The sequence below is a fragment of the Ruegeria sp. BC6 genome, assembly GCF_056539185.1.
The window spans coordinates 540344-562473 of sequence record NZ_JBQFUM010000001.1 but is presented as its reverse complement, the minus strand read 5'-3'; the positions used below and the strand labels follow the sequence as shown (position 1 = coordinate 562473).

The window sequence follows — 22130 nt, the reverse complement described above, 5'->3', positions numbered from 1 at the left end:
ACGGATAGTTTCCAAAAGCAGAATATGGTCCTCAGAAGCGGCAGTCAGTCGAACGTATGGGATCGAGGGACAGGCATGAATCGGGTTTTGGACAGGCTCAACACAATGGCAAGTCGCGCGGCCAGCAAGGCCACATTGGCTCTGGGTGTGTTGGGGGTGATCGGCGGTGCCGTTCTTGCGACAGGACAAGCCAGCGCTTCAGAGACAGCTTTCATTTCGGGGTTTTCGGCTTCGCCACCGCCGTCGGGCGCACGGACCTTGTGCCGCCAGTATGCTTGGGCTTGTGCGAACAAGAAGTCGGTTTCGCTGCCCAGCCATCAGGAACTGCGACTGGTCAAGCAAATCAATGCCCAGGTCAATGCGACAACGCGTGAGGTCACGGACCAAGTGCAGTACAAGACGCGGGAGCGTTGGGCCCTGCCAACATCGCGCGGCGGTGATTGCGAGGATTTCGCGCTGCTGAAAAAGCGCGACCTGATCAAGGCTGGAATTGATCCCAACAAGCTTTTGCTGGCGACCGTTCTGGATACCCGCCGCGGCCCCCATGCGGTTCTGGTTTACCGCTCCAATCAGGGTGATCTCGTGCTGGACAACCTGACCAATCGGATCAAACCGTGGTCGGCCACACGCTATTTGTTCCTTCGGATGCAGGATCCGAAACAGCCCCAGCGTTGGGTTGGGATTTACGGGCGAAGCTAAGAAGCCACAGCGAATTGAGTTTCTTAAAGGCTCCAGCAAAAAAGGGCGATGAATTCATCGCCCTTTTTCATTTGTATGCCAGATTGCCACTGAAACGTGGCATCACGACCAAAGGCGGTTAGTCCTCGTCATTGTTGGCGTTGTTGCCCTGACCAGGGCTTGCGCCTTCTGGTCCATTTCCACCGCCATTATTACCGTTAACGCCGCCGCCGTTACCGTTGCCGCCGCCGTTACCGTTGCCGCCGCTTGAGCTGCCACCGTCGCCGCCGCCCGAGCCGCCATCACCCGAGCCGCCACCGTCACCGCCGTCGCCGCCGCCTGATCCACCATCACCCGAGCCGCCGCCGTCACCGCCGTCGCCACCGCCCGAGCCGCCATCACCAGAGCCACCGCTCGAGCTACCGCCACTGGAACTGCCACCATCACCGGAACCGCCACTGGAGCTACCGCCACTGGAACTGCCACCGTCACCGGAACCGCCACTGGAGCTACCGCCGCTGGAGCTGCCGCCACCATCGCCGGACCCTCCACTGGAGCTGCCGCCACTTGAACTGCCACCGTCACCGGAACCGCCACTGGAGCTGCCGCCACTGGAGCTGCCACTGGAGCTACCGCCGCTGGAGCTGCCGCCACCATCGCCGGACCCACCGCTAGAGCTACCGCCGCTGGAACTGCCACCGTCACCGGAACCGCCACTGGAGCTACCGCCGCTGGAGCTGCCACCACCATCGCCGGACCCACCGCTGGAGCTGCCGCCACTGGAACTACCACCGCTGGAGCTACCTCCGCTGGAGCTACCGCCTGAACCTCCCGGAGGTGCCGGCGGTGGAGGATTGCCACCGCTGGAACCGCCTCCACTGGAGCTACCGCCACCGGTTGGAGTAACTCCGCCGCCGCCAGACGAACTGCCGCCACTGGAGCTGCCACCCGAAGAACTACCGCCCGGGTCCGAAGGTCCGTCGCCGGATCTTTGTTCGACTGTACCAATCGACGCGGTCGGGAAATCCGTCAGTACGGCCGCGAAGGCCGGGCAGGTCTGCAAAGTGCGGGCAAGAATGTCTTCAAAATCGGCACGACGCTGGATGTAACGCAGCATCCGTGCATCCACGACCGTACAGGCACACAGAGTTTCTGTGGAAACCGACTGCCGAGCGGTCTGGATGGTACACTTGTCCGCGGCGACAACAGGCCCGCCGGACATCAGCGGCAATGAAGCTGAAGCAAATACTATTGTCAGTAGACGGGATTTGATGCGCATATTGCGCCTCCTTAAACTCGTTAAACTCATCACCGAACAACTTGGCGATGACACACTTTGAACACAAATACACCCCTATCACGTCGCATTTTCAAGGGCAACACCGCGATAGCAATGCGAAATTAATTCATCTTATGGGCGAAATTGCAGGTAAAACAAAAGGGAAGCCATGATCCATTCATGGCTTCCCTGAGAATACACCGCTTCAGATGGACGCAAAAATGTCACATTCGCGCCATTGTTTCCGGCCCGTCCAAAATCGAACGGACCGGGGGTCAGGCTGACTTGGCCATACGCTTGCGTTCGTGCGGGTCAAGGAACCGCTTTCGCAGTCGGATCGCGTTCGGAGTTACTTCGACCAGCTCATCGTCGTCGATGTAAGCAATGGCCTCCTCCAGCGAGAACTGGATATGCGGTGTCAGTCGAACGGCATCGTCCGAACCGCTGGCCCGCACGTTGGTCAGCTTCTTGCCTTTCAGCGGGTTCACCTCAAGGTCATTGTCCCGCGAATGCTCGCCGATGATCATGCCCTGATACACATCGGTCTGAGGGCCGACGAACATCCGCCCACGCTCTTCCAGGTTCCACAGCGCGTAGGCGACGGCTTGGCCGTTCTCCATCGAGATCAGAACGCCGGCGCGCCGTCCGGGGATCGGGCCCTTGTGCGGCGCCCAGCCGTGGAACACGCGGTTCAGAACGCCGGTCCCGCGGGTGTCGGTCAGGAATTCACCGTGATAGCCGATCAGGCCACGCGACGGTACGTGCGCGATGATGCGGGTTTTGCCAACTCCGGCGGGGCGCATCTCAACCAGCTCGCCCTTGCGCGCGCCTGTTACCTTTTCGATGACTGCGCCCGAGAATTCGTCATCCACGTCGATGGTGACTTCCTCGATGGGCTCCAGGCGTTGGCCGTCTTCCTCGCGGAACAGAACCTGCGGGCGCGAGATACTGAGTTCGAACCCTTCGCGACGCATGTTCTCGATCAGAACGCCCATCTGCAATTCACCGCGGCCCGCAACCTCGAAGGCTTCGCCGCCGGGGGTGTCCGTGATCTGGATGGCCACGTTCGATTCGGCCTCTTTCATCAGGCGGTCGCGGATGACGCGCGACTGGACCTTCTTGCCGTCACGCCCCGCCAGCGGCGAGTCGTTGATGCCGAAGGTGACGGTGATGGTCGGCGGGTCGATCGGCTGGGCGGGCAGGGCCTCGTCCACCTGGGGCGCCACCAGCGAATCCGCAACGGTGGCCTTGCTCATGCCTGCGATGGTTACGATGTCGCCCGCTTCGGCGACGTCGATCGGTTGCTGGCTGAGGCCGCGGAAGGCCAGGATCTTGGTAGCCCGGAAATTCTCGATCAGCTTGCCGTCACGGCTGAGCGCTTTGAGGCTGTCACCCGCTTTGAGCGTACCGCTTTCCACACGGCCGGTCAGGATGCGACCGATGAACGGGTCGCTGCCCAGAGTGGTCGCCAACATGCGGAAGGGTTCATCCTTGCGCTCAGCTTGTTTGGGGGCGGGAACGTGGTCGACTACCAAGTCGAACAGGGCGGACAGGTCCTTGCGCGGGCCGTCCAGTTCCATGTCGGCCCAGCCCGACCGCCCCGAGGCGTACATGGCCGGGAAATCCAGCTGGTCATCGTCGGCGCCGAGGTTGGCGAACAGGTCAAAGCATTCGTCCAGGGCGCGGTCGGGCTCGGCATCGGGCTTGTCGACCTTGTTCAGCACCACGATCGGACGCAGACCCAGCGCCAGCGCCTTCGAGGTCACGAACTTGGTCTGAGGCATCGGGCCTTCGGCGGCATCAACCAGCAGCACAACACCGTCGACCATGCTGAGGATACGCTCGACCTCGCCGCCGAAATCGGCGTGGCCGGGGGTGTCAACGATGTTGATGCGCGTGCCTTTCCACTCGACACTGGTGGCCTTGGCCAGGATTGTGATGCCGCGTTCACGTTCCAGGTCGTTGCTGTCCATGGCGCGCTCGGCCACGGCCTGGTTCTCCCGGAATGCACCGGATTGTTTCAGAAGCTCGTCAACCAGGGTCGTTTTACCGTGGTCCACGTGAGCGATGATTGCGATGTTGCGCAGGTCCATGAGGTCAGCCTTTGAACGGGAAGTTGCCGCGCGCATAACGCGGCGCGGCACAAGTTACCAGCCCTAACGCGCGATCAGTGGCCCGCAGTCTGCGAAAAGAGGTGGATGACCAGAATGCCGCCCAGAATCATCGCAAGGCCCAGAACCGCCGGCCAGTCCAGCCGTTGGCCGAAAACCACAAAGCCGATCAGCGCAATCAGAGCGATGCCAAGCCCGGACCAGATCGCGTAAACGATGCCGACGGGCATTACCTTCAACGTCAGCGCCATCAGGTAAAAGGCAAAGCCATAGCCCACCACCACCAGAACCGAGGGCCAGAACCGGGTGAATTGCTGGCTGGCCTGCAATGCGGTCGTTCCGATTGTCTCGGCAATAACGGCGAGAAGGAGGATCAGGTAGGCGTGGGGCATGGTTCTTGAACCCTTGATGCATCTGCTGGGACGTTGAGCACAGAACTCAGAAACGGTGCAAGGAAATTCAGGCAATCGCCCCTTGCGTTGGTTCACCTAGGGTCAGGTAAACCCGACTATGGCAAGGCCGGAAAGCGTGTAAACTACCCCACGTTTTCGATTACTTTTTTAACGAGTGTGTTTCATGACGACATTTGCAAAAACGGTCGTGTTTGCTTCGGCAATAATCGTGGCGATTGGGTGGCTTGCTGACGGGGGGTCCGTCGATACTGACGCAGCCAAATTGGTTGATAGGTCAGGCGCAACAACAGTTTGAACGCTACGAATGAAACGAAAAAGGAGCCCGCGGGCTCCTTTTTTGTGCGCCTATTGCTTTTCGATCGCCTTCACCTTGGATCTGTGATCCGACAGCCTCTTGATCAGGAATTGCCGCGCCTTGCGCTCGGCCAACCGGACACGGATTTCGGTAAGGAAAGCCTCCTCAAGCGATTGGGAGGCTGCGCCCAGCACGTCACCGACTTCGACGTAGAACCGATCCTGGCCGGTTTCGTCCATGACCTTCATCGTATCCTCGGCTAGTTTCGCCGCGAGAATGGTGATGGTGTCGGACATCAGCGTGTGTTCTCGGTCAGGCGGCGTTTGACGTAGTCGGTCACGTTGGTCATCAGCGTATCCATGTGCTCACCCTGGAAGAAGTGGTCGGCTCCTTCAACCTCGGTATGGGTGATGGTGATACCCTTCTGCTCGTGCAGCTTTCCGACCAGTGCGGTGGTATCCGCCGGCGGTGCCACACGGTCGGCCGTTCCGTTGATGATCAGCCCGGACGAGGGGCAGGGGGCAAGGAACGAAAAATCATACATGTTCGCGGGCGGCGAAACGCTGATGAAGCCGGTGATCTCGGGGCGACGCATCAGTAACTGCATGCCGATCCAGGCTCCGAACGAAAAGCCTGCGACCCAGCAGTGTTTCGAGTTGTTGTTCATCGACTGCAGATAGTCCAGCGCCGATGCCGCGTCGCTGAGTTCTCCGACGCCCTGGTCATACTCGCCCTGACTGCGGCCGACCCCCCGGAAATTGAAGCGCAGGACCGTAAAGCCCATGTTGTAGAATGCGTAGTGCAGGTTGTAGACGACCTTGTTGTTCATGGTCCCGCCGAACTGGGGGTGCGGGTGCAGCACGATGGCGATCGGTGCGTCTTTTTCCTTTTGGGGGTGGTAACGGCCTTCCAGGCGGCCTTCAGGTCCGGGAAAAATCACCTCGGGCATGTGTGCGGTTGTCCTGTCTTTTTCTCGCGGGCGCCGGGATATACTTGACGGTTATCGTCAGGCACCTTAGAACGGTTCTAATTGAGTATCGCAGCGTGAACACGCTGTCAGTCGGAGATACGCACTGACCGCGGCGACGTCAATGTTTTCACGCGGTTCACGCCGGAGGGATCGAGGAAATGAAGCTGTCCACCAAAGGTCGTTACGCAATGGTTGCGCTGGCTGACATCGCGCTTCAGCCCGCCGACACTTTGGTGACGCTGGGTGAGATTTCCGAGCGTCAGGACATCTCGCTTCCTTATCTGGAACAGTTGTTCGTCAAACTTCGCCGCGCCGATCTGGTCGCATCGGTGCGCGGGCCGGGGGGCGGCTATCGTCTGGCGCGGCCTGCGTCCGAGATTCGCGTGGTCGAGATTTTGTCGGCGGTGGACGAGACCGTGGACGCCATGCACAAGGGGGCCGGGGCTTCGGGGGGATCCTCCGGCAGCCGGGCGCAGTCGCTGACCAATCGCCTGTGGGAAAGTCTCAGTGCGCATGTCTACGTGTTCCTGCACCAAACACGCTTGTCCGATGTGATCCAGAACGACCTTGCGCCGTGTCCGGCGGTGCCTGGGCTGTTCTCGGTCGTGGATGATTGACCGGTGAGCGGATCGGGAATCTCGAAGGGTGTGGCCGTGGATGAAAAGGTGAGTCCATGAGACGCGTTTACCTGGATCACAACGCCACGACCCCGCTGCGCCCCGAGGCGCGCGACGCGATGATCGCGGCGATGGAGGTCTGCGGCAACCCCTCCTCGGTACATGCCGAGGGGCGTGCGGCCAAAGCCGTCATCGAAAAGGCGCGTGCTCAGGTGGCCGCGGCCTTTGGCGCGGATGGGGCCGATATCGTATTCACATCCGGGTCCACCGAAGGCGCGGCGTTGGTCTTGGAAGGGCGCGACCTGCATGGCGCGGCGATCGAACATGATGCCGTAATGGCCTGGACCGTTGAGGATTTGCCGGTTTCGAACCAAGGCGCTGTTACCGTTGCCGACCCGGCCCGGTCCACGTTGCAACTTGCCAATTCGGAAACCGGAATCATTCAGGCCTTGCCCAAGGGTCTGGCCGTCACCGATGCAACGCAGGCGTTCGGGAAACTGCCGATCGCGTTCAACTGGCTGGATGTGCAGATGGCGTTGGTCTCGGCGCACAAGCTGGGCGGGCCAAAGGGTGTGGGCGCCGTGGTGATGAAACGCGGCACCGATCTGGAGGCCCGGATCAAGGGCGGTGGCCAGGAAATGGGGCGTCGGTCGGGGACGGAAAATGTCATTGGAATCGCGGGGTTAGGCGCTGCGGCTGAAGCGGCGGCGCGGGATCTGGCAAACGGAGTTTGGGAAAAGGTTGCAGAACTTAGAAATATTCTAGAAAAGGCTCTTGAGGCTGGTTCTAAATCTACTATTTTTGTCGGGAAAGATCAGGATCGGTTGCCCAACACCCTGTGCTTTGCGACGCCCGGCTGGAAGGGCGAAACGCAGGTGATGCAGATGGATCTGTCGGGCTTTGCGATCAGCGCCGGTTCGGCCTGCTCCAGCGGCAAGGTGAGGGCAAGCGCGGTACTGACCGCGATGGGATATGACGAGGCCACGGCGGCCAGCGCGATACGCGTTTCGCTGGGCCCCGAGACGAGTGAAGAAGACGTGCTGCGTTTCGCCGAAACGTGGCTGGAAAAAGAGAAAAAGCATCGCGCGCGGGCCGCGTGATCTGACGGAGGGTGGAACATGGCCGCTTTGGACCAGACCCAGGTAAAAGAAGGTGTCGATCAGGAAACCGTTGACGCGGTGCGCGAGGTCGGAACCTACAAATACGGGTGGGATACGGATATCGAGATGGAATACGCGCCCAAGGGCGTGAACCCCGATATCGTCAAACTGATCTCGGAAAAGAACGAAGAGCCCGAGTGGATGACCGAATGGCGTCTGAAGGCCTTCGAGCGCTGGACCCAGATGGAAGAGCCCAAATGGGCCATGGTCCACTATCCTGAAATCGACTTTCAGGACCAGTATTACTACGCCCGGCCCAAGTCGATGGAGACCAAGCCCAAGTCGCTAGACGAAGTCGACCCCAAGCTGCTGGCCACTTACGAAAAGCTGGGTATCCCGCTGAAAGAACAGATGATTTTGGCAGGCGTCGAGGGCGCTGAGGATGCCCCGGCCGAGGGCCGCAAGGTCGCCGTGGATGCGGTGTTCGACTCGGTTTCGGTTGGCACGACCTTCCAGGCCGAGCTGAAGAAGGCCGGCGTCATCTTCTGCTCGATCTCCGAAGCGATCAAGGAACACCCGGAATTGGTCAAGAAGTATTTGGGCTCGGTGGTTCCGGTGTCGGACAATTTCTATGCCACGCTGAACTCGGCCGTGTTCTCGGACGGCTCGTTCGTCTATGTGCCGCCCGGCGTGCGCTGCCCAATGGAGCTGAGCACCTATTTCCGCATCAACGCAGAAAACACGGGCCAATTCGAGCGGACTCTGATCATCGCCGACAAGGGCTCGTACGTGTCCTATCTGGAAGGCTGCACCGCGCCGCAGCGTGATACCGCGCAACTGCACGCCGCAGTGGTCGAGATCATCGTCGAAGAAGACGCCGAGGTGAAATACTCGACCGTCCAGAACTGGTTCCCGGGCGATGAGAACGGCAAGGGCGGCATCTACAACTTCGTGACCAAGCGCGCCGATTGCCGGGGCGACCGGTCCAAGGTGATGTGGACGCAGGTCGAGACCGGCAGTGCCGTGACCTGGAAATACCCGTCCTGCATCCTGCGGGGCGATGACAGCCAGGGCGAGTTCTACTCGATCGCCATCACCAACAACATGCAGCAGGCCGATACCGGCACCAAGATGATCCATTTGGGCAAGAACACCAAGTCGCGCATCGTGTCCAAGGGCATCAGCGCGGGCAAGGCCCAGAACACCTATCGCGGGCTGGTGTCGATGCACCCCAAGGCCAAGAACAGCCGCAACTATACACAATGCGACAGCCTGCTGATCGGCGACAAATGCGGGGCGCATACCGTTCCGTATATCGAGGTCAAGAACAACAGCAGCCGGGTCGAGCACGAGGCTACCACCTCGAAGGTCGATGACGATCAGCTGTTCTATTGCCGCCAGCGCGGCATGGACGAGGAAGAGGCCGTGGCGCTTGTGGTCAACGGGTTCTGCAAGGACGTGCTGCAGGCGCTGCCGATGGAGTTCGCCATGGAAGCCCAGCAGCTGGTCGCGATCTCGCTGGAAGGCTCGGTCGGCTGATGGCCCGCTCGCCGCGCACCCGCAGGGATGATGTCCTGACCGCGGCGTCATATGCGCTGCCGGTTCTGGGCGGCTTGCTGGGCGTGGCCTATGTCAACGTCAACTACACCGATTTCATCAACCCGGTCTGGGCAATCGGCGGCGGGGCGGTCCTGGGATGGATCGCGGCGCGGCTGCTGCGCAGGGTGCTGGGATAGGAACAGACCGGGGCCGGCGCGTCCCGACGATACGCAAAAGGACAAAACATGCTGGAAATCAAGAACCTGCACGTCAAACTTGAGGAAGAGGAAAAGCAGATCCTCAAGGGCGTGGACCTGACGGTCGAGGCCGGCAAGGTACACGCGATCATGGGGCCGAACGGCTCGGGCAAGTCGACGCTCAGCTATGTGCTGTCGGGCCGCGACGGGTACGAGGTCACCGAGGGTTCGGCGACTCTGGATGGCGCCGACCTGCTGGAGATGGAGCCGGAAGAGCGTGCCGCCGCCGGCGTGTTCCTGGCGTTCCAGTACCCGGTCGAGATCCCGGGCGTGGGCAACATGACCTTCCTGCGCACGGCCGTGAACGCCCAGCGCAAGGCGCGCGGCGAGGAAGAACTCTCGGCTGCGGATTTCCTGAAACTGGTGCGTGAAAAGGCCAAGTCGCTGAAGATTGACGCCGACATGCTGAAACGCCCCGTGAACGTGGGCTTCTCGGGCGGTGAGAAGAAGCGCAACGAAATCCTGCAGATGGCGATGCTCGAGCCCAAGATGTGCATCCTGGACGAGACCGACTCGGGCCTCGACGTGGATGCGATGAAGCTGGTGGCCGAGGGCGTGAACGCGCTGCGCGACGAAGGCCGTGGGTTCCTAGTGATAACCCACTATCAGCGTCTGTTGGACCACATCAAACCGGACGTGGTGCACATCATGGCCGATGGCCGGATCGTCAAGACCGGCGGGCCGGAGCTGGCGCTGGAAGTCGAAAACAACGGTTACGCCGACATTCTTGCCGAGGTGAACTGATGGCCTTGCCCGACGTGAAACAATCCGCGACCGAAGCGCGGCTGGCCACGCTGCGCATGCCCGAAGCCGGCTGCACCCGCGACGCACGCGAGGCGGCCCTGGCCCGGCTGCGCGCCATGGGTTTGCCCGGGCGGCGCGACGAGTATTGGAAATACACGCGTCCCGATACGCTTACCTCGCCCGAGGCCCCAACGGCCGAGGTGTTCCACACCGACGAACCGATGGTCTTTGACGGGTTCGACCGCCTGAAGATCGTCTTCGTCGATGGCGTGTTCAGCCCCGAGGACAGCGATGACCTGACACTGGAAGGCGTGAGCATTGACCGGCTTGAGGATATCTGCTGCAAGGACATCCACTGGGCCAAGCAGCTGTATGGCGTGCTCGAGGAGCGCGGTCAGACCCCGGTTCAGCGCCCGCTCGCGGCATTGAACACCGCCTTTGCGCAGGATGGCGTGGCGATCCACGTGACCGGCAACCCGTCCAAGCCGATCAGTCTGGTCTATCGCCACGAATCCGAAAGCTCGGACGCGATCCTGCACCACGTGATCCGCGTGGAAAGCGGCGCCGAGGTGACGATTCTCGAGAATGGTCCGGCGGCCTCGCGGTTCAACAAATGCATCGAGATCGACATCGCCGATGGCGGCACGCTGCACCATGTCCGGGCGCAGGGCAGGGACCATCAGCGCCGTGCTGCGACGCATATGTTCACCCGGCTGGGCAAGGACTCCGTCTACAAATCCTTCACCCTGACCGTGAATGGCGTGCTGACGCGCAATGAACAGGTGGTCGAGCTGACCGGTGACGACGCGGTGGCGCATGTGGCCGGTGCCTGTGTGGGGGATGGCGACTTTCACCATGACGACACGGTGTTCATTACCCATGACGCGGTGAACTGCGAAAGCCGTCAGGTGTTCAAGAAGGTTCTGCGTAACGGCGCGACCGGCGTGTTCCAGGGCAAGATTCTGGTCAAGGAAGGCGCCCAGAAGACCGATGGTTACCAGATCAGCCAGTCTTTGCTGCTGGATGACGACAGTCAGTTCCTGGCCAAGCCCGAGCTTGAGATCTATGCCGACGACGTGGCCTGTTCGCATGGGTCGACCTCGGGTGCGATCGACGAGACCGCGCTGTTCTACCTGCGCTCGCGCGGGGTTCCGGCAAAGGAGGCGACCAACATGCTGACGCTGGCCTTTTTGGCCGAAGCCGTGGAAGAGATCGAAGACGAAGCGCTGGCCGAGGACATCGTCTCGCGGCTGGAAGGCTGGTTGGCGCGGCACAGCTGATGCCGGTGACCACCGATATCGTCGCCTCGTATCGCGGGCCCGGTCGGGTGGTGCGTCGACTGCTGGACATGGGCCCGCGCGAAGACCGCGCGCTGGCCTTTGTCATGGCGTTCTGTGTGATTGGCTTTATCGCGCAGTTGCCGGGGCTATCGCGTCGGGCCCATCTTGAGGGGCTGGACCTGAACATGCTGATGGGTGGGGCCTTGCTGGGGTCGGTCTTCATTCTGCCGTTGCTGCTCTACGTCCTTGCCTGGGGAACTTATCTGATTGCTCGTATGTTCGGCGGTGCAACCACGTCCTATCAGGCGCGGCTTGCGCTGTTCTGGGCTCTCCTCGCCTCATCACCGCTGGTGTTGTTGAACGGGCTGGTGGCGGGTTTCATCGGTCCGGGTCCTGTCCAGACGCTGACCGGGGCCCTGTGGGTTGCGGTATTCGTCTGGTTCTGGTTTTCCGGGTTTTCTCAAACACGAAGGGCGCCGGCATGAACGCCGCATTTCTGGCACATCTGGCCGTTCTGACATTGGCAAATCCGGCCGAGGCGGCAAGGCGTCTGTTGGCCGGAGTACCCGGTCGGGATGTGCTTTGGACAGCGCTGGCACTGGTCGTTGTCCTGAACGCTTTGTCTCAATCACTGTCGACCCTTGTGTTTCCGGCGCTTGATCCATCTCTGGATATGGCGTTTGAACCGGTCGTGCAGTCGTTGGCGACTTCGGCCGGGGCCGTTCTCTTGGGCATCTTCGCGTTTCATTTTGTCGGCAGGATGCTTGGCGGCACCGGTAGCCTGGACGGCATGATGCTGCTGATGGTCTGGCTGCAATTCCTGCAGATTCTGGGCCAATTGATCATCTTCGTCATGGTGATGGTTGCGCCGACGATGTTCCTGATCCTCGTACTGGGGATGAGCCTGTACAGCCTCTACATCAGCCTGCATTTCATCAATCAGGCGCATCACTTCGACTCGCTGGGCAAATCCTTCGTGGTCATCCTCATCTCGGGATTGCTGGCGATACCTTTCGTCCTGTTGATGACTCCAAGTGGACCTGTTTAGGGAATTCGTTCATGTATGACGTCCAGAAAATCCGCGCCGATTTCCCGATCCTCTCGCGTGAGGTGAACGGGAAACCGTTAACGTATCTCGACAATGGGGCCTCGGCGCAGAAACCTCAGGTGGTGATAGATGCAGTCACCAATGCCTATGCGCACGAGTATTCGAACGTGCATCGCGGATTGCACTACCTGTCCAACCTGGCGACCGAAAAGTACGAATCCGTGCGCGGGACCGTCGCCCGGTTTTTGAATGTCGCGAATGAGGATGAGATCGTCCTTAATTCCGGGACGACCGAGGGGATCAACCTTGTCGCCTATGGGTGGGCCATGCCGCGGATGCACGCCGGTGACGAAATTGTTCTGAGCGTCATGGAGCATCATGCCAATATCGTACCCTGGCAATTTCTGCGCGAACGCCAGGGCGTCGTTCTGAAATGGGTGGACGTGGATGCAAGCGGCGCGCTGGATCCGCAGGCCGTGATCGACGCCATCGGGCCCAAGACCAAACTGGTGGCGGTGACCCAGTGTTCCAACGTTCTGGGTACCGTGGTTGACGTAAAGGCGATCACCGAAGGCGCCCATGCCAAAGGCGTGCCTGTGCTGGTCGACGGAAGCCAGGGCGCGGTTCACATGCCGGTGGATCTGCAGGATATCGGGTGCGATTTCTATGCTATTACCGGACACAAGCTGTACGGCCCGTCGGGATCCGGCGCGATCTTTATCAAATCGGAACGCATGGCCGAGATGCGCCCCTTCATCGGGGGAGGCGATATGATCAAGGAAGTGTCGAAAGACAGGGTGATCTACAACGATCCGCCGATGAAATTCGAAGCCGGCACTCCGGGTATCGTCCAGACAATCGGCATGGGCGTTGCGCTGGACTACATGATGGGTTTGGGGATGGACAACATCGCGGCCCATGAGGCGGGCTTGCGCGACTATGCAATGCAGCGCCTGACCGGGCTGAACTGGCTGCAGGTTCAGGGGACGACGCCCGACAAGGCCGCTATCTTCAGCTTTACGCTGGATGGTGCGGGCCACGCGCACGATGTATCCACCATTCTCGACAAGAAGGGCGTCGCCGTTCGGGCGGGGCACCATTGCGCCGGACCGTTGATGGATCATCTCGGGGTTACGGCCACCTGCCGCGCCAGTTTTGGTCTGTACAACACTACCGATGAGGTCGACACGCTGATCGAAGCGCTGGAACTGGCGCACGAATTGTTTGCCTGATTGTTCGTCGCTAAACCGCGTTCCGACATGCAAAATCCAGTTGCACCCGGATCGGAACAAGGTTAGCTAACGGCCAACGCACCTGTAGCTCAGCTGGATAGAGCGCTGCCCTCCGAAGGCAGAGGCCAGAGGTTCGAATCCTCTCAGGTGCGCCACTTTCTTCCAGAGTTTCAAGGCGTAACGCTCCTGCGCCTTTGTATGTCACTGCCAGATGGGCGCTGCCGCAGCAAAAAGCCCCGGGCAGTGATGCGCCGGGGCTTTTTGCGGGGTTGGTGAGTGGTAGTGTATTAGCCGCGCCAGGAGCGAACGTCGCCGCAGTCCATGTGCACGAAATTTGATCCATAGTATTGGCCGACACCGCCGGCACGGCACGAAATGGCTGCCTTGGCCATCTGTGAGACCGAGCGGGAGGCAAGCCGCAGGTCCGCAGCCTGACCTTTAACGTGGAGAGAGTTCTTGGCGACACCGCGCGACCGACGGCGCAGCATGGCGTTGGTCTGCGGAGAGCGGTAGCCCGACAACAGCATGTAGGGCTCGTTCACATCCAGAAGGTTGTGGGCCGCGGCCATGATGTCGATCGTGCGCAGATCCATGTCCTTTGACTGATCGGTGCGCCAATCACGCATGAAGTGGTTGATTTCCTTGACCGCGTCTTTGACGTATTTGCCATCGACCCAGTAGATCATATCCAAACGCTCGCCCGTACGGCCCGAATACATACGGATCCTGCGGATGTCTCCGCCCCCGCGAAGGAAGCCTGCTGCGTTTGAGTAGGTTGGTGCTGCAACAACTGCCGTTGCCGCGAATGCGCCCAATAGGGCACGCCGGGTCATCCCCGAGGTACTGCTCTTGGTCATAGCGTGTTTCGTCCCGTACAGTTCCTGCCTGCACACGATGTTACGTGCGCTTTCTTAATTCTTTCCCATCCCAGATGCGGATTTTATGCCACAGAGGGATTCTTGCGCCAAGTGATCTTTTGGTCTTGTGCTTTCTTACGGGGAATTTTCGGCGAAAATCTGCGCAAGTGACAAAAAATGTGGCGGACAGGCCTGAATCCCTTTCGTTTTTTTCCAGACGATGCAAACGCGCATCAGGGGGCCAGCGGTGTGATGTGCTGTTGGAAATGTGAGTGGACAATCCCCCGAGGCGTGAAACATAATTGTCGGGCGAGAAAACTAGTGTTCCAAGTTATTGAAAACCAAGGCTATCCCATGAATTCTGTCCGTCGGACCTGTACGATTTTTCTGTTTGCCGCAAGCATCGCCGTGTCGGCCACATCCGTTCAGGCGGCTCCGACCCAGGCTGAGAGTTTCGCGTTTCGGATGGCTGTCGCGGAAAGCGCAGAGACAACCCCGGATATCGCGTCCTTTTATCGAGAACAGGAATTCGCGCCGATTTGGGTCGGTCCTACCTCTGATCATGCGGCGCGTCGGTCGGCACTTATCAAAGCATTGTCCCATGCTCAGATGCACGGGCTTCCGGCCGAACGATATGACGTCGACGGCCTGATGGCGAAGATGGAAAGCGCTCGGTCAAACCGCGATCTCGGGGCGCTTGAGGCGGCTCTGAGCGAGGCGTTTGTCCGCTATGCGCAGGATATTCAGTCCGGGCTGCTGCGCCCGGCTCAGATCGATGCCGGCCTCGTGCGTGCGGTCGAACGGAAGCCGGCTTCGGATCATCTTGCGGCGATGATGAGATCCACTGACGGCTCTTATCTCGCGCAGCTTCCGCCGCAGTCCAGTCAGTACCGGGCGCTGCTCAAGCAGAAGATGGCGCTGCAGTCACTTAACGAACACGGTGAATGGGGGCCGACCGTACCAACCGGAAAATACGAACGCGGCGATACGGGGCCGAGCGTCATAAAGCTGCGTAACCGTCTGGTTGCGATGGGGTTCCTCAAGCCCACGGCCAGCCCGGAATATGACGACTCCATGGTGGCCGCGGTGCAAGCCTTCCAACGCGCCCATGGACTTGAACCAGATGGTGTCGCAGGCCAGGGAACGATTGCCGAAATCAACCGTTCACCTTCTGACCGGCTCAAGGCGGTGATGGTTGCGATGGAACGTGAACGCTGGCTCCCTCGCGACAGGGGCGCACGGCATGTTCTGGTTAACCAGGCCGACTTTTCCGCGAAAATCGTCGACGATGGTCGGGTGACATTTGAAACACGTGCGGTGATCGGCAAAAACACCAGCGATCGTCAAAGCCCCGAGTTTTCGGATGTGATGGAGCACATGGTGATCAATCCCAGCTGGCATGTACCGCGCTCGATCATCACCAAGGAATACCTGCCGAAGTTGCGGGCCAACCCCAATGCCGTCCGGCATCTTGAGATCACCGATCGGCGTGGACGGCAGGTGAACCGCAATGCGGTGGACTTCAACCAGTTCACGGCTCGCAGCTTCCCGTTTGCGATGCGCCAGCCTCCGGGGCAGAGCAACGCTCTGGGGCTGGTCAAGTTCATGTTCCCCAACAAGTACAACATCTATCTGCACGACACCCCCCAGAAGAGCCTGTTCGCACGCGAAGTGCGCGCCTTCTCTCACGGGTGCATTCGTTTGGCGCAACCTTTTGATTTCGCCTATGCTTTGCTGGCAAAACAGGAAGAGGATCCCAAGGCCTTTTTCCACAGGGTGCTGGGTACCGGACGTGAAACCAAGGTTGACCTCAAACAGCCGGTTCCGGTTCATCTGATTTATCGCACCGCATTCGTCGGGCCGAAGGGCGACGTGCAGTATCGGCGCGATGTCTATGGTCGGGACCAGAAGATTTGGGATGCCCTGCAAAAAGCAGGGGTGGCCCTGCCGAACGTTCAGGGGTAAGCACAGGGCGCTAAATCCTGCGACAAGGAAGCCCGCGATGCAGTTCACCTTACAGCAAATCGCCGATGCTCTGGGGGCGCCGGCCGAGGGAAACACCAGCCTGACGATTCTGAGGGCGGCCGAGCCCAAGGATGCTGGTCCGACCGATCTGGCTATGGCGATGGCTCCGAAATACGCCGAGGCCCTGGCTGAGGGTCAGGCGCGCTGTGCCGTTCTGTGGGAGGGTGCCGACTGGCGCGCACTGGGTTTGGAGGGCGCCGTGTTCGTCGGCCGCCCCCGTATGGCAATGGCCGGAATTACCACGATGCTGGACCGGGGGCAGGGCGTCGCACCCGGGATCCATCCTTCGGCGGTCGTGGACCCGACGGCCGAGATCGCCGGAGATGTGTCCATCGGGCCTCTGGCCGTTGTCGGCCCCCGGGCCCGCATCGGATCCGGAACGGTGATCGGCGCCCAGTGCCACGTTGGTATGGATGTCGTGTTGGGCCAGAACTGCCTGTTGCGCGAGATGGTCAGCATCGGCGCGCGTGCCATCATCGGCGATCGCTTTATTGCGCAACCCGGAGCGAGGATCGGCGGGGATGGGTTCAGCTTTGTCACGCCCGAGGTGTCGGGTGTGGAAAACGTGCGCAAGACCATGGGCGACGCCGGAGACGCCAAGGCGCAGAGCTGGTTGCGCATCCATTCGCTCGGTGCGGTCCAGATCGGCAATGATGTCGAGGTTGGCGCGAACTGCACCATCGACAACGGTACGATCCGCAACACCGTCATCGGAGACGGTTCCAAGTTGGACAATCTTGTTCATGTCGGGCACAACACCCAGGTCGGCAGAGACTGTCTGCTGTGCGGTCAAACCGGAGTGTCCGGTTCGGTCGAGATCGGCAACAACGTGGTTTTGGGTGGCCAGACCGGAGTCGTCGACAATATCTTCATTGGTGACGGCGTGATCGCGGGCGGCGGAACCAAGATACTTTCGAATGTCCCGGCAGGTCGTGTGATCATGGGCTATCCGGGCGTGAAAATGGAAACGCACACCGAAATCTACAAGGCACAGCGTCGGCTTCCACGCATGGCCCGTGACGTAGAGGCGCTTAAAAAGACGGTTTTCAAACCCTCGTCGAGCGATTAAATCAACCGCAACGCGACAATCAGGGGAACGACATGAGCATCAGCGACCGCGTCATCGCAATCATTGCAGAGCAGGCCGTGCTGGAGCCGTCCGACGTGACGCCCGAAAGCTCTCTGGAAGATCTCGGAATCGATAGCATGGGCCTGGTTGAAAGCATCTTTGCTATCGAGGAAGAATTCGACATCTCGATCCCCTTCAACGCCAACGAACCGACGGCAAGTGATTTCGACATCTCGAATGTTGCAGCGATCATTGCCGGGATCGAAAAACTGGTCGCGGAAAAGGTCTGATCCGCGGTCATGAAACGGGTTGTCATTACCGGCGCTGGCACGATCAATTCGCTGGGCCATTCCGTGCCCGACACCCTGGAAGCGATGCGCGAAGGCCGTTGCGGCATTTCCGAGCTTGAATTTCGTGACGTCGACCGACTGAGCATCAAAATTGGCGGCCAGGTCCGCGGGTTCGAGGCCGAGGGCCGGTTCAATCGTCAGCAGATGGCGCTGTATGACCGTTTCACGCAATTCACTCTGACTGCGGCCAAAGAGGCGATCGACCAGTCGGGGCTGGAGTTTCACGGCGAATTGGCCGTTCGGTCGGGGGTCGTTCTGGGAACGGCCGGTGGTGGTGTTTCGACCTGGGATGACAACTACCGCTCGGTCTACGAAGACGGGAAGAACCGGGTCCATCCGTTCGTCGTGCCGAAGCTGATGAACAACGCGGCCGCAAGCCACATTTCGATGGAGCACAACCTCAAAGGCCCCAGCTTCACCGTTTCGACGGCCTGTGCATCGTCCAACCACGCGATGGCGCTGGCGTTCCAGATGGTGCGCAGTGGCGCCGCCCCGGCGATGATTACCGGTGGGTCGGAGTCCATGTTGTGTTTTGGCGGGGTCAAGGCCTGGGAAGGCCTTCGGGTTATGTCGAAGGACGCGTGCCGGCCGTTCAGCGCAAATCGCAATGGCATGGTTCAGGGCGAGGGCGCCGGTGTGTTCGTATTCGAGGAATACGAACATGCGCGTGCTCGCGGCGCTGAAATCCTGTGTGAGGTTGCGGGCTATGCGATGTCTTCGGACGCGACGGATATCGTGATGCCCAGCAAACAGGGCGCGGCCCGCGCCATGGCCGGGGCCTTGAAGGACGCGGGGCTGAACGCAAGTGACGTGGGCTATATCAACGCCCACGGCACCGGAACCGCCGCCAATGACAAGACCGAATGCGCAGCGGTCGCGGATGTATTTGGACGCCATGCCGACGATCTGATGATCTCGTCGACCAAATCCATGCACGGCCACCTTATCGGCGGAACCGGCGCGGTTGAACTGTTGGCCTGTATCATGGCCGTCCGTGACGGCGTGATTGCTCCGACCATCGGGTATGAAGAACCCGACCCGGAATGCGCTTTGGACGTCGTACCAAACGAGGCGCGCGAGGCCGAAGTAAATGTCGCACTGAGCAACGCCTTTGCGTTTGGCGGTCTGAACGCGGTCTTGGCCCTCAAGAAGGTATGAAAAAAGCCGCCATCGGATGATGGCGGCTTTGGTCATTCATTTTGGCGTGATCAGTTGGTGTTGACCTGCAGGCCGTCAAAGGCAGCGGTAAATCCGCTCAGCGACAGATCCATGTTGATAACCTGATCGGGCGCGCGTGCGGGCACCAGTGAAATGGTAGCCTTCGTTCCTGCTTTCATCGCGTCAATGTCGCCCTGCGTCAGACCCAGCTGTGCAACGCAACCGACCGGAACACAGTGGTGATAGTTGTACAGCTTGCGCGGTGCGCCATCGATCGAGATGGCCAGTTGTGCCTGCAGCAGGGTTTCCAGCGGAACAATGACGTTTGCCCAGGCTGCGGCGGCACCACCGGCGGGCAGCTTACCAACGGTAATCTCGGCCAGAGGTTCATTCTGCGCACCGTTGAGAATCTGAACCATCGCGCAGGGGTCATCTCCGTTCTGCGCCTTGATGCAGGAGATCTCCCAGTCGCCCGACTTCTCGCGGACATATTGCTCGCCGACACGCGGGCCGCTTTGCCCCAGATCCAGGTCGGAGCCGGTATCCGTGGTCTGACCGGTTTGGGTCTGCTCTTGAGTTTCAGTCGTGGCTTCCTGGGCGAACGCGCCTGAGCCCAGCAATGCAGCCGTTACCAGGGTGGCTGGAACAAGTTTGGTGATCATCAGTGCCTCATTGTGCTGATACAGCTTTTTCAAACGTCTCTAGCATTCCTGCTCCGCCATGTCAGTTGCAAAGCGCGCGCCACACGCGGGATTGGACGGATTTTCGCCGACCCATCGTAGGCCACCTGAAGTGACGCCGGGAAGCCTTTGAGTACAAACGACAAAGGGAGCCGTACGTGCGGCTCCCTTCAATCAATGTATCTCCCCGTCGGACTGGCCGACTTAGTTATGCCCGAACGTTACGAGAGGCGAACCCAGTGGTCAACTGCTAACAGCGAAATTTAATGTTTCCACAAGCAGAAACTTGGCAATTTCAAAAAAGGGCTGTGCCCGAAAGCACAGCCAGTCGACAGGGAGGAAGTTTGCCCACCACACGAGGGAATTGCGAGGCGGGCAAAATCACTATCGCAGTCAAAGGTTAAGTTTGTATGGTGGTGCCGGGACGCTAAGTTTTGGGACGTATCAATATGACGGAAAACGTTTTTGTCGGCGGTGGCGGTGTTGATTACAAGCAGCCGCAGGGTTTGACGCTGAAATATGCAAACCGGCACGGCTTGATTGCCGGTGCTACGGGGACGGGCAAGACCGTGACCCTGCAAATCCTGGCCGAAGGGTTCTCGCAGCAGGGCGTTCCTGTTTTCCTGTCTGACGTCAAAGGTGACCTGTCCGGACTGGCGCGTCCCGGCAGCCCCGATCACAAGTTGCATCAGGCCTTCATGGACCGTGCCCAGCGCATCGGGTTTGCCGATTACTCCTATGCCGCGTGCCCGGTCACGTTCTGGGATCTGTTTGGTGAGCAGGGCCACCCTGTCCGGACAACGGTTACCGAGATGGGGCCGCTGCTGTTTTCCCGGCTTCTGGACCTGAGCGAAGCGCAGGAAGGTGTGCTGAACATCGCCTTCCGGGTTGCGGATGAAGAAGGGATGCCGCTGCTGGATCTGAAGGACCTGCAGGCTCTTCTGGTCTGGATTGGTGAAAACCGGTCGCAACTTTCCCTGCGCTACGGAAATGTCTCGACCGCTTCGATCGGTGCCATACAACGACGATTGCTAGTGTTGGAAAACCAAGGCGGCGCGCGGCTGTTTGGTGAGCCCGCGCTCGAACTGTCGGATTTGATGCGGCTGGATAAAAACGGCCACGGGATGGTCAACATCTTGGCTTCTGACAAGCTGATGGGCGCGCCCGGGCTGTATGCCACGTTTCTTTTGTGGCTGCTGAGCGAACTGTTTGAGGAACTTCCCGAAGTCGGCGATCCCGACAAGCCCAAGCTGGTCTTTTTCTTCGACGAAGCCCATCTGTTGTTCGACGATGCGCCAAAGGTTCTGGTGGACAAGGTCGAGCAGGTCGCCCGATTGATCCGATCCAAAGGCGTTGGGGTTTACTTCATTACTCAGAACCCGGCGGACATTCCCGAAGATATCCTCGGGCAGTTGGGCAACCGCGTCCAACATGCCTTGCGCGCCTTCACCGCGCGGGATCGCAAGAATTTGCGGCTGGCCGCGGAAACCTATCGGGAAAACCCGGCCTTCGACACGGAAACCGCGATCCGGGAGGTCGGAGTGGGTGAGGCGTTGACCTCGATGCTCGAACGGAAGGGCGCGCCCGGTATGGTCGAGCGGACACTGATACGTCCGCCGGGTTCGCAGCTGGGCCCGATTACCGACGCCGAGCGCAAGGCTGTGATGGCGGCGTCTCCGATGGCCGGAAAGTACGAAACTCTTCTGGATCGCAAATCGGCATTCGAAATCTTGCAGGCGCGCGCGGCCAAAGCCGCGGCCGAGGCCGAGGAAGCCGAACCCGAGGAGCAAGACGACACCCGGTCGGTGTCCGAGCGGGAGTATTCGGCGGCGCGCAGATACAGCGGCAGCGGAGTAGGGCGCTCGTCTGCACGATCGGTCCGAAAGCAGGACAGCTTTGCCTCTGCCATGAGCGAGGCAGTCATCAAAGAGCTGAAAGGAACCACAGGACGCCGCATCGTTCGCGGCATTCTGGGCGGGCTGTTTCGCAACCGTTGAATTTCATCGCCCTGCCAGCCGGAACTGGCGGGGCGTGCCGCGTCAGCGCTTGAGGCGCCGCTGTCCTTCCTGCTGGCAATAGGCGTCAGCTTCGGGAACCGACATCTTGGTGGCCGGGAAATCAATCGCGCGATCCCAGTCAACCCGATCCTGGCGGTACAGTTGGCAGGTCACGACGCCCTTTGGCGTCTGTACCTGGACGGGTGTGGTTTCCAGTTCACGTGGGCTCGGGATGCATCCGGCCACAACAGCCAGGACCGGAACCATAAGGGCAATTTTCTTTGTGGAAGTCTTCATGGTGCAAAAACTTTTCTTCTGGGTCAGAGTTTACTCGTTACGAACGGCGCATCAGGTGAGTGGTCTTTCGAACAATATGCGCCGGTATGGTTCATAGAGTGTGAATGCGTCTATTGATTTTTCAAGCTGCAATC

At 60.1% G+C, this 22130-nt stretch carries 23 protein-coding genes and 1 tRNA gene; 16 read left to right on the top strand and 8 right to left on the bottom strand.

The window, feature by feature from the left end:
• The first annotated feature begins 105 nt into the window (after positions 1 to 105).
• Positions 106 to 699, top strand: coding sequence for a transglutaminase-like cysteine peptidase (locus tag ACR0MM_RS02795; protein WP_480694269.1), 594 nt, complete (start codon positions 106 to 108; stop codon positions 697 to 699).
• A gap of 102 nt (positions 700 to 801) precedes the next feature.
• On the opposite strand, the gene ACR0MM_RS02790 is transcribed toward ACR0MM_RS02795, so the two are convergent.
• The 5 genes from ACR0MM_RS02790 to ACR0MM_RS02770 form a co-directional block, all read right to left on the bottom strand.
• Positions 802 to 1152, bottom strand: a complete 351-nt coding sequence (locus ACR0MM_RS02790; protein ID WP_480694267.1) for a hypothetical protein — start codon at positions 1150 to 1152, stop codon at positions 802 to 804.
• 1080 nt (positions 1153 to 2232) lie between these two features.
• A complete protein-coding gene (gene typA, locus ACR0MM_RS02785; RefSeq protein ID WP_475143969.1) occupies positions 2233 to 4050 on the bottom strand; it encodes a translational GTPase TypA in 1818 nt (605 codons plus the stop codon).
• A gap of 74 nt (positions 4051 to 4124) precedes the next feature.
• Positions 4125 to 4460 carry a DMT family transporter gene (locus tag ACR0MM_RS02780; protein ID WP_170339109.1) on the bottom strand — a complete coding sequence of 112 codons (336 nt, stop codon included), beginning with the start codon at positions 4458 to 4460 and terminating at the stop codon, positions 4125 to 4127.
• A 366-nt stretch (positions 4461 to 4826) separates the two neighbouring features.
• The gene (locus tag ACR0MM_RS02775) at positions 4827 to 5072 is read right to left on the bottom strand and encodes a hypothetical protein (protein ID WP_093962100.1); all 246 of its coding nucleotides are present in this window, start codon (positions 5070 to 5072) and stop codon (positions 4827 to 4829) included.
• Positions 5072 to 5725, bottom strand: coding sequence for an alpha/beta hydrolase (locus tag ACR0MM_RS02770; RefSeq protein WP_093962099.1), 654 nt, complete (start codon positions 5723 to 5725; stop codon positions 5072 to 5074). The genes ACR0MM_RS02775 and ACR0MM_RS02770 overlap by 1 nt, the downstream gene beginning before the upstream one ends.
• 179 nt (positions 5726 to 5904) lie before the next feature.
• Here ACR0MM_RS02770 and iscR point away from each other — a divergent pair, with 179 nt between their 5' ends.
• The 10 genes from iscR (at position 5905) to ACR0MM_RS02720 (ending at position 13718) form a co-directional block, all read left to right on the top strand.
• Positions 5905 to 6363, top strand: a complete 459-nt coding sequence (gene iscR / locus ACR0MM_RS02765) for a Fe-S cluster assembly transcriptional regulator IscR (RefSeq protein WP_093962098.1) — start codon at positions 5905 to 5907, stop codon at positions 6361 to 6363.
• A gap of 56 nt (positions 6364 to 6419) precedes the next feature.
• Complete coding sequence (locus tag ACR0MM_RS02760) at positions 6420 to 7463, top strand: cysteine desulfurase family protein (RefSeq protein ID WP_480694265.1); 1044 nt, start codon at positions 6420 to 6422, stop codon at positions 7461 to 7463.
• 18 nt (positions 7464 to 7481) lie between these two features.
• A complete protein-coding gene (sufB, locus tag ACR0MM_RS02755) occupies positions 7482 to 9002 on the top strand; it encodes a Fe-S cluster assembly protein SufB (protein ID WP_170339113.1) in 1521 nt (506 codons plus the stop codon).
• Positions 9002 to 9199 carry a hypothetical protein gene (locus ACR0MM_RS02750; protein ID WP_170357889.1) on the top strand — a complete coding sequence of 66 codons (198 nt, stop codon included), beginning with the start codon at positions 9002 to 9004 and terminating at the stop codon, positions 9197 to 9199. The genes sufB and ACR0MM_RS02750 overlap by 1 nt, the downstream gene beginning before the upstream one ends.
• Positions 9200 to 9247: 48 nt before the next feature.
• A complete protein-coding gene (sufC, locus tag ACR0MM_RS02745; protein ID WP_170357887.1) occupies positions 9248 to 10003 on the top strand; it encodes a Fe-S cluster assembly ATPase SufC in 756 nt (251 codons plus the stop codon).
• Positions 10003 to 11283 (top strand): Fe-S cluster assembly protein SufD, encoded by a 1281-nt coding sequence (sufD, locus tag ACR0MM_RS02740; RefSeq protein WP_480694263.1) that lies wholly within the window; start codon positions 10003 to 10005, stop codon positions 11281 to 11283. Before sufC ends, sufD begins: the two co-directional genes overlap by 1 nt.
• Positions 11283 to 11768 (top strand): YIP1 family protein, encoded by a 486-nt coding sequence (locus ACR0MM_RS02735; protein WP_170339121.1) that lies wholly within the window; start codon positions 11283 to 11285, stop codon positions 11766 to 11768. Before sufD ends, ACR0MM_RS02735 begins: the two co-directional genes overlap by 1 nt.
• On the top strand, positions 11765 to 12331 hold the full coding sequence (locus tag ACR0MM_RS02730; protein WP_170339124.1) for a Yip1 family protein: 567 nt from the start codon (positions 11765 to 11767) through the stop codon (positions 12329 to 12331). Before ACR0MM_RS02735 ends, ACR0MM_RS02730 begins: the two co-directional genes overlap by 4 nt.
• 11 nt (positions 12332 to 12342) lie before the next feature.
• Positions 12343 to 13563, top strand: coding sequence for a cysteine desulfurase (locus ACR0MM_RS02725; protein ID WP_480694261.1), 1221 nt, complete (start codon positions 12343 to 12345; stop codon positions 13561 to 13563).
• Positions 13564 to 13641: 78 nt separating this feature from the next.
• Positions 13642 to 13718 (top strand) — tRNA-Arg (locus tag ACR0MM_RS02720).
• Between the two features lie 132 nt (positions 13719 to 13850).
• Here the strand turns inward: ACR0MM_RS02720 and mepK are convergent.
• Positions 13851 to 14420, bottom strand: a complete 570-nt coding sequence (mepK, locus tag ACR0MM_RS02715; RefSeq protein WP_170338571.1) for a peptidoglycan L,D-endopeptidase MepK — start codon at positions 14418 to 14420, stop codon at positions 13851 to 13853.
• Positions 14421 to 14774: 354 nt separating this feature from the next.
• Here mepK and ACR0MM_RS02710 point away from each other — a divergent pair, with 354 nt between their 5' ends.
• From ACR0MM_RS02710 to ACR0MM_RS02695, 4 genes are read left to right on the top strand one after another with little or no spacing between them, the layout of a single operon-like run.
• Positions 14775 to 16385 carry a L,D-transpeptidase family protein gene (locus tag ACR0MM_RS02710; protein WP_480695314.1) on the top strand — a complete coding sequence of 537 codons (1611 nt, stop codon included), beginning with the start codon at positions 14775 to 14777 and terminating at the stop codon, positions 16383 to 16385.
• Between the two features lie 37 nt (positions 16386 to 16422).
• Positions 16423 to 17514, top strand: a complete 1092-nt coding sequence (lpxD, locus tag ACR0MM_RS02705) for a UDP-3-O-(3-hydroxymyristoyl)glucosamine N-acyltransferase (protein WP_170363449.1) — start codon at positions 16423 to 16425, stop codon at positions 17512 to 17514.
• Positions 17515 to 17546: 32 nt separating this feature from the next.
• A complete protein-coding gene (locus tag ACR0MM_RS02700; RefSeq protein WP_093962086.1) occupies positions 17547 to 17804 on the top strand; it encodes an acyl carrier protein in 258 nt (85 codons plus the stop codon).
• A gap of 9 nt (positions 17805 to 17813) precedes the next feature.
• Complete coding sequence (locus ACR0MM_RS02695; protein WP_093962085.1) at positions 17814 to 19022, top strand: beta-ketoacyl-[acyl-carrier-protein] synthase family protein; 1209 nt, start codon at positions 17814 to 17816, stop codon at positions 19020 to 19022.
• Between the two features lie 50 nt (positions 19023 to 19072).
• On the opposite strand, the gene ACR0MM_RS02690 is transcribed toward ACR0MM_RS02695, so the two are convergent.
• Positions 19073 to 19684, bottom strand: coding sequence for an invasion associated locus B family protein (locus ACR0MM_RS02690; protein WP_480694259.1), 612 nt, complete (start codon positions 19682 to 19684; stop codon positions 19073 to 19075).
• Positions 19685 to 20151: 467 nt separating this feature from the next.
• Here ACR0MM_RS02690 and ACR0MM_RS02685 point away from each other — a divergent pair, with 467 nt between their 5' ends.
• The gene (locus ACR0MM_RS02685) at positions 20152 to 21699 is read left to right on the top strand and encodes a helicase HerA-like domain-containing protein (RefSeq protein WP_480694257.1); all 1548 of its coding nucleotides are present in this window, start codon (positions 20152 to 20154) and stop codon (positions 21697 to 21699) included.
• Between the two features lie 42 nt (positions 21700 to 21741).
• Here the strand turns inward: ACR0MM_RS02685 and ACR0MM_RS02680 are convergent, their stop codons facing one another.
• Positions 21742 to 21996, bottom strand: a complete 255-nt coding sequence (locus tag ACR0MM_RS02680; RefSeq protein WP_093962083.1) for a hypothetical protein — start codon at positions 21994 to 21996, stop codon at positions 21742 to 21744.
• Between the last annotated feature and the right edge of the window lie 134 nt (positions 21997 to 22130).

Excerpts from the sequence above, each read along its gene's own strand:
- ACR0MM_RS02735 (WP_170339121.1), top strand. The coding sequence starts at position 11,283 with ATGCCGGTGACCACCGATATCGTCGCCTCGTATCGCGGGCCCGGTCGG.
- ACR0MM_RS02710 (WP_480695314.1), top strand. The coding sequence starts at position 14,775 with ATGAATTCTGTCCGTCGGACCTGTACGATTTTTCTGTTTGCCGCAAGC.
- iscR (WP_093962098.1), top strand. The coding sequence starts at position 5,905 with ATGAAGCTGTCCACCAAAGGTCGTTACGCAATGGTTGCGCTGGCTGAC.
- sufD (WP_480694263.1), top strand. The coding sequence starts at position 10,003 with ATGGCCTTGCCCGACGTGAAACAATCCGCGACCGAAGCGCGGCTGGCC.
- ACR0MM_RS02685 (WP_480694257.1), top strand. The coding sequence starts at position 20,152 with ATGACGGAAAACGTTTTTGTCGGCGGTGGCGGTGTTGATTACAAGCAG.
- ACR0MM_RS02700 (WP_093962086.1), top strand. The coding sequence starts at position 17,547 with ATGAGCATCAGCGACCGCGTCATCGCAATCATTGCAGAGCAGGCCGTG.
- ACR0MM_RS02780 (WP_170339109.1), bottom strand. The coding sequence starts at position 4,460 with ATGCCCCACGCCTACCTGATCCTCCTTCTCGCCGTTATTGCCGAGACA.
- ACR0MM_RS02775 (WP_093962100.1), bottom strand. The coding sequence starts at position 5,072 with ATGTCCGACACCATCACCATTCTCGCGGCGAAACTAGCCGAGGATACG.
- ACR0MM_RS02770 (WP_093962099.1), bottom strand. The coding sequence starts at position 5,725 with ATGCCCGAGGTGATTTTTCCCGGACCTGAAGGCCGCCTGGAAGGCCGT.
- lpxD (WP_170363449.1), top strand. The coding sequence starts at position 16,423 with ATGCAGTTCACCTTACAGCAAATCGCCGATGCTCTGGGGGCGCCGGCC.
- ACR0MM_RS02750 (WP_170357889.1), top strand. The coding sequence starts at position 9,002 with ATGGCCCGCTCGCCGCGCACCCGCAGGGATGATGTCCTGACCGCGGCG.
- ACR0MM_RS02695 (WP_093962085.1), top strand. The coding sequence starts at position 17,814 with ATGAAACGGGTTGTCATTACCGGCGCTGGCACGATCAATTCGCTGGGC.
- sufB (WP_170339113.1), top strand. The coding sequence starts at position 7,482 with ATGGCCGCTTTGGACCAGACCCAGGTAAAAGAAGGTGTCGATCAGGAA.
- ACR0MM_RS02725 (WP_480694261.1), top strand. The coding sequence starts at position 12,343 with ATGTATGACGTCCAGAAAATCCGCGCCGATTTCCCGATCCTCTCGCGT.
- ACR0MM_RS02760 (WP_480694265.1), top strand. The coding sequence starts at position 6,420 with ATGAGACGCGTTTACCTGGATCACAACGCCACGACCCCGCTGCGCCCC.
- ACR0MM_RS02680 (WP_093962083.1), bottom strand. The coding sequence starts at position 21,996 with ATGAAGACTTCCACAAAGAAAATTGCCCTTATGGTTCCGGTCCTGGCT.
- sufC (WP_170357887.1), top strand. The coding sequence starts at position 9,248 with ATGCTGGAAATCAAGAACCTGCACGTCAAACTTGAGGAAGAGGAAAAG.
- ACR0MM_RS02730 (WP_170339124.1), top strand. The coding sequence starts at position 11,765 with ATGAACGCCGCATTTCTGGCACATCTGGCCGTTCTGACATTGGCAAAT.
- typA (WP_475143969.1), bottom strand. The coding sequence starts at position 4,050 with ATGGACCTGCGCAACATCGCAATCATCGCTCACGTGGACCACGGTAAA.
- mepK (WP_170338571.1), bottom strand. The coding sequence starts at position 14,420 with ATGACCAAGAGCAGTACCTCGGGGATGACCCGGCGTGCCCTATTGGGC.
- ACR0MM_RS02795 (WP_480694269.1), top strand. The coding sequence starts at position 106 with ATGGCAAGTCGCGCGGCCAGCAAGGCCACATTGGCTCTGGGTGTGTTG.
- ACR0MM_RS02690 (WP_480694259.1), bottom strand. The coding sequence starts at position 19,684 with ATGATCACCAAACTTGTTCCAGCCACCCTGGTAACGGCTGCATTGCTG.